Consider the following 16267-nt stretch of genomic DNA (forward strand, 5'->3'; position numbering starts at 1 on the left):
GCACCGGTGAACGACCGATACGACGCGGGTGACGCGGGCCACGGCGCCGGCCCGTACGAGATCGTCGGCTACGACGAGTACGGCCGGCCCGTGTACCAGCAGGTCCGGGCACAGCAGGCGCGGCAGACTCCGCAGGCGACCTACGACCCGTACGCCCAGCATCAGGGCTACGGATACGACCCCTACGCCACCGGCCAGCAACCGCCGGTGCCCCCCTACGACTCCGGCCCGCAGGCCTCGCCGTACGACCCCTACGGTGCCCAGGCCCCGTACGACCCCTACGGCACCGGCACCCAGCACACCGTGGGGCACGACCCCTACGGGCAGGCTGCGAGCACCGGACAGCAGCCCCGGATCGCCGGGCCGACCACCCACATCCCGCAGCAGGCGGGCCCGGCCGAGGAGCCACGCGGCCAGGGGGAGCGGTCTCAGGATCCCCGTGCCGACGGTGAACCGGACCACCACACCGAGCAGTTCACCTTCGTCGAGGAACCGGACGGTGACTCCGAGGACGTCATCGACTGGCTGAAGTTCACCGAGAACCGCACCGAGCGCCGCGAGGAGGCCCGCCGCCGCGCCCGCAGCCGGATCATCGCGCTCGCGGTCGTGCTCGCCCTCGTCGCCGTCGGCGGTGTCGGCTACCTCTGGTACGCCGGAAAGCTGCCCGGCCTGTCGTCCTCGGGCTCCAAGCCCGGCACGGCCGTGCCCGTCGGCGCCCAGAAACGTGACGTGATCGTCGTCCATCTGCACAACACCGGCCAGGGCGGCACCTCCACGGCGCTGCTGGTCGACAACACCACCACCAAGCAGGGCAGCACCGTGCTGCTGCCCAACTCCCTCGCCCTGAGCGGCGACGACGGCTCCACCACGACCCTCGCCAAGTCCGTGGACAGTGACGGTTCCTCCGGCACCCGCGACCAGCTCGGCACCGTCCTCGGCACCACCATCCAGGGCACCTGGCGCCTCGACACCCCCTACCTGCAGAACCTGGTCGACCTGGTCGGCAACATCGACATCGACACCAACACCGACGTCCCCGACCCGGACACCAAGAAGAAGGGCGCCGAGCCGCTCGTCCACAAGGGCAGCGCCCAGACCCTCAGCGGCAAGATGGCGGTCGCCTACGCCACTTACCGTGCCACCGGTGAGTCCGAGAACGCACAGCTGGAGCGGTTCGGACAGGTCATGCAGGGCGTGCTGCGCAAGCTGTCCTCCGACCCGTCGTCGGCCATCACCACCGTGCAGACCCTCGCGCAGATCCTCGATCCGCCGCTCACCGACAAGGATCTCGGCACCTTCCTCGCCAAGCTCTCCGACCTGGCCAAGAGCGGCGACTACAAGACCGCCCTGCTCCCCGTGCAGCCCGACGGGACGCTGAGCGCCAGGACCAGCGACAGCGTGGTGAAGGACATCCTCGGCGGCACCGCCAAGAGCCCCGACGCCGGCTCCGCGGTCCGGGTCTCCGTGCAGAACGCCACCGGCGTGAAGGACGACACGGAAAAGGCCCGCGTCGTGCTCGTCAACGGCGGCTTCACCTTCCTGGAAGGCGGCACCACCTCCGGCACCCAGGCCGTCTCGAAGGTCGTCTACGCGGACGCCTCCGCCAAACAGAACGCCACCGAGGTCGCCAAGACCCTCGGACTGCCGGCCGGCTCCGTGACCAAGGGCACGGTCTCCTCGGGCGCCGACGTCTCGGTCGTCCTGGGCCAGGACTACAAGCCGTCCGCCTCCTGACGAAGTCCCGGGCACCCCACGTGCCCCCGTAATCACGTGGGGTGCCCCGGGCGGTCCGTGAGACCCTTGATGGCAAAAGACCGCCGACGGAAAGCCATGTAGTGACCGCCACCGACCGTTCCATTGAGCTCATCAACACCGCCGCCCAGGCGGCGGCCGACAAGCTCGCCCACGACGTCATCGCCTACGACGTCAGCGACGTACTGTCGATCACGGACGCCTTCCTGCTGGCCTCCGCGCCGAACGACCGCCAGGTCAAGGCCATCGTCGACGAGATCGAAGAGCGCCTGCTGAAGGACCTGGGCGCCAAGCCGGTGCGCCGCGAGGGCGATCGCGAGGCCCGCTGGGTGCTGCTCGACTACGTCGACATCGTCGTCCACGTCCAGCACAGCGAGGAGCGGGTCTTCTACGCCCTGGAGCGGCTGTGGAAGGACTGCCCCGAGCTGGAGCTGCCCGCCGACGCCAAGGCCACCCGTGGCAAGGCGCAGGAGCACGCCCGGCTGCAGGCCGAGGAGGCCGCCGCGGAGCCGGGCGGGGAGTGGTGATGAGCGCCACCGGTGAGGTGAGCGACCGCAAGAACCGGGGCCGTCGCATCATCCTGTGGCGGCATGGCCAGACCGCCTGGAACGTCGAGCGCCGCTTCCAGGGCAGCACGGATGTCGCGCTGACCGACACCGGCATCGGCCAGGCCCGCCGCGCCGCCCGGCTGCTCGCCTCCCTGGGCCCGGACGCGATCATCTCCTCCGACCTCCAGCGGGCGGCGAACACGGCCGCCGAACTGGCCCTGCTCACCGGCCTCGACGTCACCCGCGAGGAGGGCCTGCGCGAGACCTACGCGGGCGTCTGGCAGGGGCTGACGCACGAGGAGATCATCGAGCGGTACGGCGAGGAGTACGCCGCCTGGAAGCGCGGCGAGCCGGTCCGCCGCGGCGGCGGCGAACTGGAGACCGAGGTCGCCGAGCGAGCCGCCCCCGTCGTCCTGGGGCATGCCGAGAAGCTGCCCGAGGACGGCACGCTCGTCGTCGTCAGCCACGGCGGCACCATCCGTACCACCATCGGCCGGCTCCTCGGCCTGGAGGCACGGAACTGGGAGAGCCTCGGCGGTCTGTCCAACTGCTGCTGGTCCGTGCTCGGCGAGGGCGCCCGCGGCTGGCGGCTGCTGGAGCACAACGCGGGCACCCTTCCGGAGCCCGTCCTCGGCGACGACACCTGAGGCGCCACGGCTGCCTGACCCCGGATTTCACTTTCTGGCAGGTCACAGGCTAGAGTTCTTCTTGTTCGCCCCGCCGAGCGGGAAGAACGCAAGGGGCTATAGCTCAGTTGGTAGAGCGCCTGCATGGCATGCAGGAGGTCAGGAGTTCAATTCTCCTTAGCTCCACTGGTCGACACTCTGTTGAGTTGTCAAAGATCGGTGATGAAGGTCCCGTCCCTGTCAGGGGGCGGGACCTTCTGCATTCAGTGGCGGACGACCTCCTCTGCCTCCGCTTCCTCGCACGCTTCAGTGAACCACCCGCCACTGACAGTGACCCCCCGACCACTGGAGGAGCGCTCCTCGTTCGGCACACTGTTCCTGAACCGGCTTGAGTCGCTCGGGGCCCTGCGCTCGTATACCTGTGCGGAGGCGTTCTCGGTGTGTGCTCGCGCGCCGGCCGGACCGGCCGCGGTGGCAGCCGTGTCCGGACTGGTACTGAGGCGTCGCTGACCGTATTGCTCCGGCCGTGGCAGAATCAAACGGCCGGAAGGGGGCGCGGCCCGACGGGAGGGAGTAGCGATGCCTGCGAGCATCCTTGGGGAGGTCGGCCACCTCCTCGGTGCGGCGTTGATACGGGATACGACCACCCGGCTGAGCTGCCCTTCCTGTGGTTCCGCGCATGTCGCACAAGTGCTCGGCGACAACGGCGGGATCTCCTACGTGTGCACGGCCTGCGGCCACAGCTGGAGCTGATCGATGGGTGCACACAGGCGAAAGTGTGACTGGTGCGGGAGCGGTACGCCGATCGTCCGTGACATGGAGCCGATCAATCCCGACTACCAGTACTGGTGCGAGGAATGCGCGCGGGCGCTGATCATAAAAGGCGACCCGATCGAGACGTACCGGGAATTGGAGGGCGAGCCGATCTACGGCCGCCTCCTCGAAGAGCACTGCACACTCAAGCGGTTCTACTCCTTCGTGACGGCTTGACGCCGTCCGCACCCTTGCCACGCCATGCCACGGCAACGACCCCTGGTGGAGTTCGGGACACCCGCGCCGGACGCAGGGGCGCGGGGTGGCGGCAGCGCACCCGAGAGGCGCTCACGGTCATGAAAACCGGACATTCACGGGCATATTGGTGTGACGCTGAAACCGATTTGGTGCTGTGCCCCGGGGCCTGTAATGTTTACGTCGTCGCCGGGGGAACCGGGCGAAACAATAAAACAAGGGGCTATAGCTCAGTTGGTAGAGCGCCTGCATGGCATGCAGGAGGTCAGGAGTTCAATTCTCCTTAGCTCCACAGAAGTCGAAGGCGGACCATCCCGAGGATGGTCCGCCTTCGGCGTGTTGGGGATGCGGAAGCTGAGCGCGGCAGGCGGGTCACCCGAACCGGACGACCCGCCCGCTGCGTGTGCTCAGCGGCCCAGCGCCCGCCGGCCGCGGCCCTGGGAGAGCACCGGCAGGTTGCGCGACGGCGCCTGCCCGCGCGTGTCCTCCTCGAGGCGCAGGGCGAGGGCCGGGCAGCGGCGTACCGCGCGAAGGGCCTTGGCCTCGGCGTAGCGCGGCACCTGTGCCTGGGCGACGGTCGGGAAACCGTCGGCGCCGAGTTCGAACACCTCGGGCAGGATGTCGGCGCACAGCCCGTGACCCCGGCACAGCGTCCAGTCGACGTAGATCTTCTGGCGGCTGGCGCCGGTCTCCACGGGCTCTCCGCCGCCCGGGATGCCCGTAGGGGCCCTGCCCCCCTCGAAGAGCGGCAGAACGCCCTCCACGGGCCGTCCGCAGCCGTTCCCGAGGACATGCGCGGCCAGGTCGTCGGTGAACGCCTTGATGGTCGATTCCAGGAACATCGCCGAGCCGTCCGGGTGCGAACACGCGCCACGGCGCTTGACGTTCTTCGCGACCTGTTTCAGTGCTTCCAGGGCCGCCGGTCCGCCGCCGTTGAGGATGTCCTCCAATCCGCGTGCGGCGGCGGGCAGTCCGAGGTAGCAGGGGCCGCACTGGCCCGCGCTCTCCTCGGCCAGCCACTGCGCCACCCGCAGCGACTCGCCCAGTGGACAGGTCTCCTGGCTGATCGGCAGGATCGCGCCCGCGCCCAGCGAACCGCCCACCGCGTCCAGCGAGTTGCGGGAGACGATCGCCTCGTTGACGGTCGCCGCGTCGATCCACTTGCCGTGGTAGCCGCCGGTCAGCACGCCCTGCGGTACCGGCGGGGCGCCTGCCAGCTGGAGCACGTAGCGCAGCGGCACACCCGTGGGGACCTCGATCACCATCGGGCGGGCGACCGCGCCGGACACGGTGAGCATCACGGTGCCCGGCTCGTCGTACAGGCCGGTGTTGCCGTAGCGCTCCGGTCCGATGCGGGCGGCGATGGCAAGCTGCGCGAACGTCTCCGCGTTCGACAGCAGCGTGGGCGCCCCGCCGACACCGCTCTGCGAGGCGCTGATCTTGCGGCCGGGCGGGATCGCCGGGCCGCCGTCGACCGAGCGGATCAGCGAGGCGGCGGCGCCGGTGACCATGCGCACCGGGTTGCGCTGCACCCACGCGCGCAGTGCCGATCTACGGCTGTTGCTCAGCCCGCGTTCGGCGAGCGCGGCCTCCATGGAGCGCTGCGTGGACTCGCGTGTGACACCGATCACCAGCGTGCGCGCGCCGAGCGCCTCCGCGCACAGCAGTGCGCCGTCCAGGATCAGGTGCGGGGCGCGGTTGATGAGCACCGTGTCCTTGCGGCAGGCCGGCTCGTCCTCGCTGCCGTTGACCACGACGACCGGCCGCACCCCGCGCTTGATCGCCGACTCGGCGACCGAACGCAGCTTCTTGTGGAAGGGGAAGCCGGCGCCGCCGCGGCCCTTGAGGTTGATGTTCTCGGCGAGCTGCGCGAGCTGTTCGCCGCCCAGAGGGTCGAGCGGCCCGTGCACCTTCAGGTGCATGGGCAGGTCGAGCCGCTCCACAAGGTCGAAGCCCGACGTGAGCTGGGGAAGGCCGACGACGCGGACTTCAGGGACGTCGGGCAGGGCCTCGTTCACTAAAAGCCTCCGGACGGCGTGTTCCAGGACTCGCCCGAACCCGGTGCGTCGAAGGACGAGCCGGGCAGCGTTTCGGTAGCGGGACCGTTGTTGTACGTGTCACTGGCGTTGTACGTGCCAAAGCGGCCGTTTGTCTCACCGGTGTCGTACATCTCACTTCCGCCGTATCCGGAAGTTCCCGTATTGCCATAGACCGGGATGTTGTATCCGGTGTCCTGGAGCGGGTCGTACGCGGACGGCGGGGCCTCGCCGACCGGCGGCGGGGACGGGATCGGCCAGCTGCCGGAGGTGCTGGAGGGCCCGTCCGCGCGCGGGATGGCCTCCGTGGGCTGCAGATCCAGCGGCAGGTCCATCCGGGCCGTCTGGCCGCCTGCGAACGGCTGCTGGGCGCCTCCGCGCGGGGACACCGCACGGTAGGCGGCCGCGAAGCCCGACGCGGGCTGAGGGCCGGGGGCAGCGGGCGACTGGTACAGCGGTGCGGCGGGGGCGGCCGCCGCCTCGGGCTCGCGCCGGCTCTCGAAGCCCGGCAGGGCCGACTCCGCGACCCGGGAGCGGCTCGCGTCCAGCTCGTCGAGTCCGGGCCGCTCCGAGCTGCCGAAGAGCGCCACCAGGCGGTCGGCGATCCTGCGCTTGACCGGGCGCGGGGCGGCGCGCAGGGCGAGGGCGGCCATCACGCCCAGCAGGGACAGGCCGTAGGAGATCACGAAGAACGGCTTGGCCGCGCGGCCCGCGTACAGGCCGTGCACCAGCGCCGCACACCAGGCCGGGTAGGCCAGCATGTGCATCGCGCGCCAGCGGGCGGCGACCGGGGCCGGAGTGGCGAAGTTGCTGCGCAGGGCACCGGTGACGCCCACGAAGATCATCAACAGGCCCGCGACCGAGCCCAGGCCGATCAGGCCGCCGATTCCGGTGATGCCGAGCGAGAACGGAATGATCGCGGCGATCACGCGCGTGTGGCCGAGCGCGATCTTCGTGACGATGTGCAGCAGGAGGAACGCGATCGAGGCGATCCCGAGGGTGCGGTGCACCGCCTGGCCGACGATCCGCTGCCGGATGTTGAGGAAGATCCGGTCCTGGGCGAACAGGCCCCAGATCACCGAGCAGCTGAGCGAGACCAGCGACAGCACGCCCGCGCCGAAGTTCAGGAAATCGCGGACCTGGCTGCCTCCGACCAGCACGACCACGGGTATCAGCAGCAGGGCGACGGCGGTCGCCACCCCATAGGCCGAGCGGCCCGGTTTGGGGAGTGAGCTGGTACTACGACGAGGGTTCATGGGGGCAACTCCGAGCAGTTTCGGGAAAGCGGTCCCGCTGCCGAACTCTAAGTGGCTCCATACCGATCGGTACGGGGTTTCAGTTATTGCGTTGTTATCAACGGGCAATACGACTGGGGCGATGTCCCTTAGTGGACGGTACGCGAAGTAATTCTTGACCTTGGTTCAGTTCTGGCGGGCGTTCCTGGCATGTCCACATGGGATACGGACGCGCGTCGCGGCTTGCTCAAGGCCGTCGCGGCTCGCTCGGGGCCTGCGGTACCCTAACGCCATGCGTGCCGTACGCCTTCTGCTTAGCGGGCCGCGCTGATCAGTACCGACCCCCGGTCGTACCCGTGAGGTCGGCATCGGCGCGGCGTCCCCTCCTGTGCGAGGGGCTTTTTCATTTCCGCAGGCAGAGACGATCGATGGAGCTTTGAGGATCATGAGCGAGACGAACCCCGCTGCCACCGCCGCGACGTCGGCGGAGGCGGCGCCGCACCGCTACACGGCCGCCATGGCGGCCGAGATCGAGGCACGCTGGCAGGACTTCTGGGACGCCGACGGCACCTATGCGGCGCCGAACCCGAAGGGTGACCTGGCCGGGGACCCCGGGCTGGTCGCCAGGCCCAAGAAGTTCATCATGGACATGTTCCCGTACCCCTCCGGTGCGGGCCTGCACGTAGGCCACCCGCTGGGCTACATCGCCACCGACGTCTACGCCCGGTTCCAGCGCATGACCGGCCACAACGTCCTGCACACCCTGGGCTTCGACGCCTTCGGCCTGCCCGCCGAGCAGTATGCCGTGCAGACCGGCACGCACCCGCGTGTCTCCACCGAGGCCAACATCGAGAACATGAAGTCCCAGCTGCGCCGGCTGGGCCTGGGCCACGACAAGCGCCGGTCGTTCGCCACGATCGACCCGGACTACTACAAGTGGACCCAGTGGATCTTCCTGCAGATCTTCAATTCCTGGTACGACGAGGAGGCGCGCAGCGCCCGCCCGATCTCCGAGCTGATCGCCCGGTTCGAGTCCGGTGAGCGCGCGATTCCCGGGACCACGCGCGCGTGGAGCGAGCTGAGCACCGGCGAGCGTGCCGACATCCTGGGCGAGTACCGCCTGGCCTACGCCTCCGACGCGCCCGTGAACTGGTGTCCGGGCCTGGGCACCGTGCTGGCCAACGAGGAGGTCACCGCCGACGGCCGCTCCGAGCGCGGCAACTACCCGGTCTTCAAGGCCAAGCTGCGCCAGTGGAACATGCGCATCACCGCCTACGCCGACCGGCTGCTGGAGGACCTGGAGGAGCTGGACTGGCCCGAAGCCATCAAGCTGCAGCAGCGCAACTGGATCGGCCGCAGCGAGGGCGCCCGCATCGACTTCCCGATCGACGGCGAGCACATCACGGTCTTCACCACCCGCCAGGACACCCTGTTCGGCGCGACCTACATGGTGCTGGCGCCCGAGCACCCGCTGGTCGAGAAGTTCACCCCCGAGGCCTGGCCCGAGGGCACGCACGCGGTGTGGACCGGCGGTCACGCCACGCCCGGCGAGGCCGTCGCCGCCTACCGCGCACAGGCCGCCTCGAAGTCCGACGTCGAGCGCCAGGCCGAGGCCAAGGACAAGACCGGCGTCTTCATCGGCGCGTACGCCACCAACCCGGTCAACGGCGAGCAGATCCCGGTCTTCATCGCCGACTACGTCCTGATGGGCTACGGCACCGGCGCGATCATGGCCGTCCCGGCGGGCGATCAGCGCGACTTCGAGTTCGCGCGGGCCTTCGAGCTGCCGATCCGCTGCGTCGTCGAGCCCACCGACGGCCGTGGCACCGACACCTCGACGTGGGAGAACGCCTTCGGGGCGTACGAGGCGAAGATCATCAACTCCTCGAACGACGAGGTCTCCCTGGACGGCCTGGGCGTCGTCGAGGCCAAGGCCCGCATCACCGAGTGGCTGCAGGGCAAGGGCATCGGCGAGGGCACCGTCAACTTCCGCCTGCGCGACTGGCTGTTCAGCCGCCAGCGCTACTGGGGCGAGCCCTTCCCGATCGTCTACGACGAGGACGGCGTCGCCCACCCGCTGCCCGAGTCGATGCTGCCGCTGGAGCTGCCCGAGGTCGAGGACTACAGCCCGCGCACCTTCGACCCGGACGACGCCGACACCCAGCCCGAGACACCGCTGTCGCGCAACGAGGAATGGGTCAACGTCACTCTGGACCTGGGCGACGGCCCGAAGAAGTACCGCCGCGAGACCAACACCATGCCCAACTGGGCGGGTTCTTGCTGGTACGAGTTCCGCTACCTGGACCCGCACAACGACCGGCAGCTGGTCGACCCCGAGATCGAGCAGTACTGGATGGGCCCGCGCCAGGGCCAGCCGCACGGCGGTGTCGACCTGTACGTCGGCGGCGCCGAGCACGCCGTGCTGCACCTGCTGTACGCGCGCTTCTGGTCCAAGGTCCTGTACGACCTGGGGCACGTCTCCTCCGCGGAGCCGTTCCACAAGCTGTTCAACCAGGGCATGATCCAGGCCTACGTCTACCGCGACAGCCGCGGCATCGCGGTGCCGGCCGCCGAGGTGGAGGAGCGCGACGGCGCCTACTACTACCAGGGCGAGCAGGTCAGCCGTCTGCTGGGCAAGATGGGCAAGTCCCTGAAGAACGCGGTGACCCCGGACGAGATCTGCGCCGAGTACGGTGCCGACACCCTGCGCCTGTACGAGATGGCGATGGGCCCGCTGGACGTCTCCCGCCCGTGGGACACGCGCGCGGTGGTGGGCCAGTTCCGGCTGCTGCAGCGGCTGTGGCGCAACATCGTCGACGAGAGCACCGGCGAGGTGACGGTGGTGGACGCGGCGCCCGACGAGGACACGCTGCGCGCCCTGCACAAGGCCATCGACGGCGTGCGCCAGGACCTGGACGGCCTGCGCTTCAACACCGCCATCGCCAAGGTCACCGAGCTGAACAACCACCTGACCAAGGCAGGCGCCGCGGTGCCGCGCACGGTCGCCGAGTCGCTGGTGCTGATGGTCGCCCCGCTGGCCCCGCACATCGCCGAGGAGCTGTGGCGCAGGCTGGGCCACACCGATTCCGTCGTCCACCGGGACTTCCCGGTCGCCGACCCGAGCTACGTGGTCGACGAGACCGTGACCTGTGTCGTGCAGATCAAGGGCAAGGTCAAGGCCCGCCTGGAAGTGCCGCCGGCCATCTCCGAGGAGGAGCTGGAGAAGGCGGCCCTGTCCGACGAGAAGGTGGTCGCCGCGCTGGGCGGCGCGGACATCCGCAAGGTGATCGTGCGTGCGCCGAAGCTGGTGAACATCGTCACGGCGTAACGACCGGACGCCGCACGCGGCGGGTATCGGGGTCGTCCCCTACGGGCAGATTCGGGGCAGGCTCGGGGTTCTTCCGGAACTCCGGGCCTGCCCGCCGCGTTTACCGTGGAGAGCGCAGCGGCGTGCGCCGCGGCAGCCGGAGGAGGAGCGTCGTGGAAGCAGTCATCGCCGTGTTCGCATTGCTCTTCCTGCTGTTCGTCGGCCTTGGCGCGTACGCCACGGTGAAGGCGGTCGGCGCCGCCAAGCGCGGAGTGGACCGGACGATCGAGCAGGCCCGCCGCACGGTCGAGGACCACACCCTGCGCGCGAAATCCATCGTCCAGATCGGCCCGGCCGCCGAGATCGCCGAGCTGCGGCTCCAGCTGCGGACGTCGATGCGCGCCACCCAGGACGCGCTGCGCACGGGCGCCGCCGAGGACGAGTCGCTGAAGGAGTCCCTCGGCCTGTTCGAGCGCCTCAGCGCGCACGGCCACCAGCTGGACGCCGACCTCAGGCGCCTGGAGGCCGAGCCCGACCGGGCCGAGGTCACCGCCCGCCTCGCCGAGCTGCGCGGCCGTACCGAACGCATCACCAAGTCGGCGAACTCCCTGCGCCGGGCCGTCCGTGACCGGGAACGCCGGTTCACCGACGACGATCTCGGCGCGCTCAGCGACCAGATCGACATCGAGGCGGATGCCCTGCGCCACTGGACCCCGGCGGGGCCTGCCCAGGAGCAGCAGTGGCCCGACGCCCCCGCCGCCGAGGACCGGGCGGCGCAGCACACCCAGTCGTGGGCCGCCGGCCGCCGCCCCGCACAGGAGCCGGCTCCCCAGGCGATCACCCCGCCGTCGCGCCGCCCCGCCTACCCCTGGCAGAAGAAGCCCCGCCCCGAGAGCACCGCCTGAGCGGACCGCTCCGTTCTCGTAGGGCAGGGGCCGGGCTGCCGCGCGAGGGCTACGGCAGGTAACCTCCAGCTCATGTCCCGCCATGTCGCGATCGTCACCGATTCAACGGCCTACCTGCCGCCCCGGACGATGGAGCGCCACGGCATCACAGCGGTACCCCTGACCGTGGTTCTCGGCGACGAGGCGCTCGAAGAGGGCACCGAGATCTCGACCCGCTCGCTGGCCCAGGCGCTGCAGAAGCGCAGGCCCGTGACGACGTCCCGCCCGAGCCCCGAGGTGTTCGCGCGGACCTACCGAAGGGTCGCCGAGTCCGGCGCGAGCGGCATCGTCTCGCTGCATCTGTCCGGCGAGTTGTCCGGCACCTACGACGCGGCGGTCCTCGCGGCGCGTGAGGCACCCGTGCCGGTGCGGGTGGTGGACACCGGAATGGTCGCGATGGCCCTCGGTTTCTGTGCGCTCGCCGCGGCCGTGACCGCGGAGGCCGGCGGCACGGTGGACGAGGCCGTCACGGCCGCCGAGAAGCGCGCCGCGGGCACGTCCGCCTACTTCTACGTCGACACCCTGGACTATCTGCGCCGTGGCGGCCGTATCGGGGCCGCCCAGGCCCTTCTCGGTTCCGCACTCGCCGTCAAACCCCTGCTCCAGCTGGACGGCGGCCGTATCGAGTTGCTCGAGAAGGTCCGTACGGCGTCCAGGGCCATCGCGCGCCTGGAGGAGATCGTCGCCGAGCGGGCGGGCGGCGCCGAGGTCGACATCGCCGTCCATCACCTCGCCGCCCCCGACCGTGCCGCCGCGCTCGCCGACCGGCTGCGGGCCCGGGTACCGGGCCTGGCCGACCTGCATGTCAGCGAGGTCGGAGCGGTGATCGGGGCACACACCGGGCCCGGACTGCTGGGAGCGGTGGTCTCGCCCCGCTGAGCTTCACTCGTACGGGTGGCGAAGTTTTCCACAACCGGGCGGTAATACCCGGGAATCGACCAAGATCATCGCGAATCGGCGGGATGCCCCATCCTCGTCGCATGGCACTTCGATCACGTACACGCATCGCCTCTGCCGGCAGCGGTCCGGGCCGCGGGCCCGACTCGGACGGCCGTCTCCGGCACCGCCGTGCCCGCCGTCGTCCAACGGCTCCGGCCGAGGACCTGCGCCGTCGGGCGGAGCTTCTCTTCGGTGAACGCGACATGTCCCCGGAGGAGTTGGACCACGGGCCGCCGGAGAGGGAGAGGCGTACGGCGGCAGCGGTGTCCACGGCCACGGCCACAGGTCCGGCGCCCGGGCTGATCGCGGCGAGGACAGCGGACACCACCGCCCCCACCGCCCCCAGAGCCCGCGACCTCGAACCAGCCGGTGGCATGCACCGGTTGGAGCCGTCGAAGCCCTTGGAGCCCTCGGAGCCCTTGGAGTCGTCGGCGTCGCTCGTGCCGCCGGGCCCCGGCGCCATTGGCTGGCGTGAACGGTTGGGGCCCGCGCTGCGGGAGCGGATGCCGGTGTGGTTGCAGACGCGGTGCGGGGTGGAGCGACGGGGGGTCGTGGCGCTCGCCGTGGTGCTCGTGGCCGCCGCCGTGTTCGCCGTCCAGCACTTCTGGGCCGGGCGGACCGAGTCCGTACGGGCCCCTCAAGTGGTGCGTGCCGAGGCGCCGTACGCCAAGAAGGGCGAAGACGTGAAGACCGGCGCGGGTGTGCGTTCCACGGCGTCGCCGGGCGGGGAGATCGTCGTGGACGTCAGCGGCAAGGTCCAGGCACCGGGGATCCGGCGGCTCCCGGCCGGCTCCCGGGTGGCCGACGCGCTGCGGGCGGCCGGGGGCGTCCGCCCGGGCGTGAACACCGAGGGACTCAACCGGGCCCGCTTCCTGGTCGATGGCGAACAGGTCCTCGTCGGCGCACCCGTAGGCGCGGTGGCCCCGCCCGGCCCGGCGGGCGAAGCGGCCTCCGGACCGGCCGGTGCGGGCCCCGCGGCCCCGGTCTCCCTCAACACGGCCACCGTGGACCAGCTCGACAGCCTGCCCGGGGTAGGCCCGGTGCTGGCCCGGCACATCATCGACTACCGCACCCAGCACGGCGGTTTCCGCTCGGTGGACGAGCTGCGCGAGGTCAACGGCATCGGTGGCCGCCGCTTCAGCGATCTGCGTGACCTGGTACGGACATGAGCCGCACGATCGGCACCGGACCGCCGGGTGGTGCCACGGCCCGTGGACCCAAGGCGCGAGAGACGTTGTGCGAGGAGCGACAGCCTCCCCGAGGCGACCGGGCGGGGCCGCTGGATCTGCGCCTGGTGCCACCCGCGCTCGCGGCCTGGGCCACGGCGGCCCTGACACTGGACGCACCGGCCGGCTGGACCGCTGCGCTCGCGGTCGGCTGCCTGGTCGGCGGGGTCGTGCTGCTGTCGGCGCGGCCCGGACGGGGCAGGAGGGCCGAAGCGGCCGGAGCCGCCGCGGGACCCGAAGGGCCGGGGCGCGCCGGACGGGTGCCCGGACGGTTCGCGTGGGTACGGGCATCGGGCGCCGCCGTGTTGCTCTGTGTCGCCGCGGCGGCCGTCTCCGCCGGGCTGCACGGAGCGGATGTACGGCGAGGGCCGGTCCCCGGGCTGGCACGGCGGTTCGCGACGGTGACCGCCGAGATCGAGGTGAGCGGTGATCCCTGGCTCAGCCGGCCGCGGGTGCGTGGCGATCACGAGGCGCCCGTGGCGGTGCTGGCGCGGGCGGAGGTACTGAGCGTCGAGGAGAGCGACGGGACGCGGGCGCACACCCGGAGCCCCGTGCTGCTGGTCGTCGGCACGGACGTCCCGGCACCGGAGGGGAGCACCGGGCGAAGGGCCGGTCCGGGAGAGGAGCGCGCGGCGACCGCCCGGCCGACCAGGGAGGCGCGGGCCGGGTGGCTCGGACTGCTGCCGTCCACGCGGCTGCGGGTGGGTGGACGGCTGGCGCCCGCGCTGACGGGAGGCGACCGGACCGCGGCGGTGTTGCGGGTGCGGGGCCGGCCGGGGCCGCGGATCGTGGCGGGGCCCAGCGGGCCGCAGCGGCTGGCGGGACGGCTCCGGGCCGGATTGCGGGAGGCGGCGGACGGCCTGCCGGGGGACGCGCGGGCACTGCTGCCCGGACTGGTCGTCGGGGACACCGCACGGATCACACCCGAGCTGGACGGGGCGTTCAAGGAGACGGACCTGGCCCACACACTCGCCGTGTCGGGCAGCAACCTCACCGTTCTGCTTGCGCTGCTCATCGGTCCGCCCGGGCTGGCCCAGCGGGCCGAGCGCCGCGGCCTGGCCCCGCTCCTGGGGCTCTCGCTGCGGGCGACCGCCCTGGTCGCCGGGGCACTCACGGTGGGATTCGTGGTCGTGTGCCGGCCCGACCCCAGTGTGCTGCGGGCCGCCGCCTGCGGCGCGGTCGCGCTGCTTGCGCTGGCCACCGGGCGCCGCAGATCCCTGGTCCCGGCCCTGGCCGCGTCCGTTCTGCTGCTGGTGCTCTACGACCCGTGGCTGGCCCGCGGCTACGGCTTCCTGCTCTCCGTGCTGGCCACCGGCGCGCTGCTCGTCCTGGCGCCGGGCTGGTGCGAGGCGCTGCGCCGGCGCGGGGTGCCGCCGAGGCTCGCGGAGGCGCTGGCCGCGGCGGGCGCGGCGCAGGCGGTGTGCGCGCCCGTCGTGGCGGTGCTGTCGGCCCGGGTGAGCTTGGTGGCGGTGCCGTGCAATCTGCTGGCCGAGGCGGCGGTGGCGCCGGCGACGGTGCTGGGGTTCGCGGCGCTGATGGCAGCGCCTGTGGCGATGCCGGTGGCCAAGGTGCTGGCCTGGTGCGCGAGTTGGCCGACCAGGTGGATCGCCGGGGTGGCCCGGGCGGGGGCGGCGCTGCCCGGGGCGGGCGTGGACTGGCCGGGGAGCTGGCCGGGGGCGCTGCTGCTCGCGGCGATCACCGTGGGCGTCGTCCTGGCCGGGCGCCGGCTCTCGCGGCATCCGTGGTGGTGCGGGCTGCTGGGGCTGCTGCTTGTGCTGGCGGTGGTGCGGCCCGCGCCGCTGACCCGGGTGATCACGGGCTGGCCGCCGCCCGGTTGGCGGTTCGCGATGTGCGATGTCGGGCAGGGCGACGCGTCCGTGCTCGCGGCGGGTGACGGCGCCGGGGTGGTCGTGGACGCCGGGCCCGATCCGACGGCGGTCGACCGCTGTCTGCGACAACTGGGGATCACACGCGTCCCGCTCCTCGTCCTGACCCACTTCCACGCCGACCACGTGGCGGGCCTGCGCGGTGTGCTGCGGGGCCGCTCGGTCGCCGCGATCGAGACCACCAGCTTCGAGGAGCCAGCCGACGAGGCCGAGTTCGTCAGACAGGAGGCCGCGCGGCGGCACATTCCGCTCACGCGGGCTGTCGCCGGGGAGGAGCGGCGCACCGGTCCGCTCGCCTGGCAGGTTCTGTGGCCGCCGCCGGACAGCGGGGCACCGCCGGACCCGCGGCTCCCGGCGTGGCCCGGCCCGGTGCCGGAGCCGGACGGCCCGAACGACGCCAGTGTCGCGATGCTGGTCCGCTCGGGCGGACTGCGGCTGCTGCTGCTCGGCGACCTCGAACCCCCGGACCAGCAGGCGTTGCTGCGCTCCCCGGCCGCGGCCCAACTGGCGAACGTGGACGTGTTGAAGGTGGCCCATCACGGCTCGGCCTATCAGGACCCGGATCTGCTGCGGCTCGCGGCTCCACGGGTCGCCCTGATCTCCGTCGGCGCCGGCAACCCCTACGGCCACCCGGCACCGTCGACCGTGGCCGCACTGCGGGCGGGCGGCGCGCTGGTGCTGCGCACCGACCGGGACGGAGGACTGGCGGTCACCGGGACGGGAGGGCCGGGCGGCCGGCTGCGGGTGACGAGAGACTGAG

At 71.7% G+C, this 16267-nt stretch carries 12 protein-coding genes, 2 tRNA genes and 1 pseudogene; 13 read left to right on the forward strand and 2 right to left on the reverse strand.

All coding sequences use genetic code 11. From position 1 onward, the window contains the following. The first annotated feature begins 6 nt into the window (after positions 1-6). From A6P39_RS27640 to A6P39_RS27670, 8 genes and pseudogenes are all read left to right on the forward strand, one after another. Positions 7-1734, forward strand: coding sequence for an LCP family protein (locus A6P39_RS27640; protein WP_067049857.1), 1728 nt, complete (start codon positions 7-9; stop codon positions 1732-1734). A gap of 101 nt (positions 1735-1835) precedes the next feature. Continuing rightward, entirely contained in the window at positions 1836-2279 is a 444-nt protein-coding gene (gene rsfS / locus A6P39_RS27645; RefSeq protein WP_067049854.1) for a ribosome silencing factor, read from the forward strand. Continuing rightward, complete coding sequence (locus A6P39_RS27650; protein WP_067049851.1) at positions 2279-2947, forward strand: histidine phosphatase family protein; 669 nt, start codon at positions 2279-2281, stop codon at positions 2945-2947. Before rsfS ends, A6P39_RS27650 begins: the two co-directional genes overlap by 1 nt. Before the next feature lie 92 nt (positions 2948-3039). After that, positions 3040-3112, forward strand: a tRNA-Ala gene (locus tag A6P39_RS27655). Between the two features lie 171 nt (positions 3113-3283). Next, a pseudogene (locus tag A6P39_RS45560) lies at positions 3284-3436 on the forward strand (MFS transporter); the annotation flags it as partial. A gap of 69 nt (positions 3437-3505) precedes the next feature. Continuing rightward, positions 3506-3679, forward strand: a complete 174-nt coding sequence (locus A6P39_RS27660) for a hypothetical protein (RefSeq protein WP_107121669.1) — start codon at positions 3506-3508, stop codon at positions 3677-3679. Positions 3680-3682: 3 nt separating this feature from the next. Further along, positions 3683-3916, forward strand: a complete 234-nt coding sequence (locus A6P39_RS27665; RefSeq protein ID WP_006136074.1) for a hypothetical protein — start codon at positions 3683-3685, stop codon at positions 3914-3916. Positions 3917-4153: 237 nt separating this feature from the next. Next, positions 4154-4226 (forward strand) — tRNA-Ala (locus A6P39_RS27670). 115 nt (positions 4227-4341) lie between these two features. On the opposite strand, the gene A6P39_RS27675 is transcribed toward A6P39_RS27670, so the two are convergent. Together A6P39_RS27675 and A6P39_RS27680 are read right to left on the reverse strand one after the other, a co-directional pair. Next, complete coding sequence (locus tag A6P39_RS27675; RefSeq protein ID WP_067049848.1) at positions 4342-5952, reverse strand: NADH-quinone oxidoreductase subunit NuoF family protein; 1611 nt, start codon at positions 5950-5952, stop codon at positions 4342-4344. After that, positions 5952-7226 carry a cytochrome b/b6 domain-containing protein gene (locus A6P39_RS27680; RefSeq protein ID WP_234379018.1) on the reverse strand — a complete coding sequence of 425 codons (1275 nt, stop codon included), beginning with the start codon at positions 7224-7226 and terminating at the stop codon, positions 5952-5954. The genes A6P39_RS27675 and A6P39_RS27680 overlap by 1 nt, the downstream gene beginning before the upstream one ends. A gap of 424 nt (positions 7227-7650) precedes the next feature. On the opposite strand from A6P39_RS27680, the gene leuS reads away from it, so the two are divergent. The 5 genes from leuS (at position 7651) to A6P39_RS27705 (ending at position 16266) form a co-directional block, all read left to right on the forward strand. Next, on the forward strand, positions 7651-10533 hold the full coding sequence (gene leuS / locus A6P39_RS27685) for a leucine--tRNA ligase (protein ID WP_067049842.1): 2883 nt from the start codon (positions 7651-7653) through the stop codon (positions 10531-10533). Between the two features lie 152 nt (positions 10534-10685). Then, positions 10686-11417 carry a hypothetical protein gene (locus A6P39_RS27690; RefSeq protein WP_067049839.1) on the forward strand — a complete coding sequence of 244 codons (732 nt, stop codon included), beginning with the start codon at positions 10686-10688 and terminating at the stop codon, positions 11415-11417. 72 nt (positions 11418-11489) lie between these two features. Further along, positions 11490-12335, forward strand: coding sequence for a DegV family protein (locus A6P39_RS27695; protein ID WP_067049836.1), 846 nt, complete (start codon positions 11490-11492; stop codon positions 12333-12335). 101 nt (positions 12336-12436) lie between these two features. Beyond that, positions 12437-13564, forward strand: a complete 1128-nt coding sequence (locus tag A6P39_RS27700) for a ComEA family DNA-binding protein (protein WP_107304417.1) — start codon at positions 12437-12439, stop codon at positions 13562-13564. After that, positions 13561-16266 (forward strand): ComEC/Rec2 family competence protein, encoded by a 2706-nt coding sequence (locus A6P39_RS27705; RefSeq protein ID WP_079133538.1) that lies wholly within the window; start codon positions 13561-13563, stop codon positions 16264-16266. The genes A6P39_RS27700 and A6P39_RS27705 overlap by 4 nt, the downstream gene beginning before the upstream one ends. Position 16267 lies beyond the last annotated feature (1 nt).

The sequence above is a fragment of the Streptomyces sp. FXJ1.172 genome, from assembly GCF_001636945.3.
Taxonomy (GTDB): Bacteria; Actinomycetota; Actinomycetes; order Streptomycetales; family Streptomycetaceae; genus Streptomyces.

Coding starts and splice junctions, on each gene's coding strand:
- A6P39_RS27650 (WP_067049851.1), top strand. CDS start 2,279: ATGAGCGCCACCGGTGAGGTGAGCGACCGCAAGAACCGGGGCCGTCGC.
- A6P39_RS27660 (WP_107121669.1), top strand. CDS start 3,506: ATGCCTGCGAGCATCCTTGGGGAGGTCGGCCACCTCCTCGGTGCGGCG.
- A6P39_RS27665 (WP_006136074.1), top strand. CDS start 3,683: ATGGGTGCACACAGGCGAAAGTGTGACTGGTGCGGGAGCGGTACGCCG.
- A6P39_RS27680 (WP_234379018.1), bottom strand. CDS start 7,226: ATGAACCCTCGTCGTAGTACCAGCTCACTCCCCAAACCGGGCCGCTCG.
- leuS (WP_067049842.1), top strand. CDS start 7,651: ATGAGCGAGACGAACCCCGCTGCCACCGCCGCGACGTCGGCGGAGGCG.
- A6P39_RS27695 (WP_067049836.1), top strand. CDS start 11,490: ATGTCCCGCCATGTCGCGATCGTCACCGATTCAACGGCCTACCTGCCG.
- A6P39_RS27700 (WP_107304417.1), top strand. CDS start 12,437: ATGGCACTTCGATCACGTACACGCATCGCCTCTGCCGGCAGCGGTCCG.
- A6P39_RS27705 (WP_079133538.1), top strand. CDS start 13,561: ATGAGCCGCACGATCGGCACCGGACCGCCGGGTGGTGCCACGGCCCGT.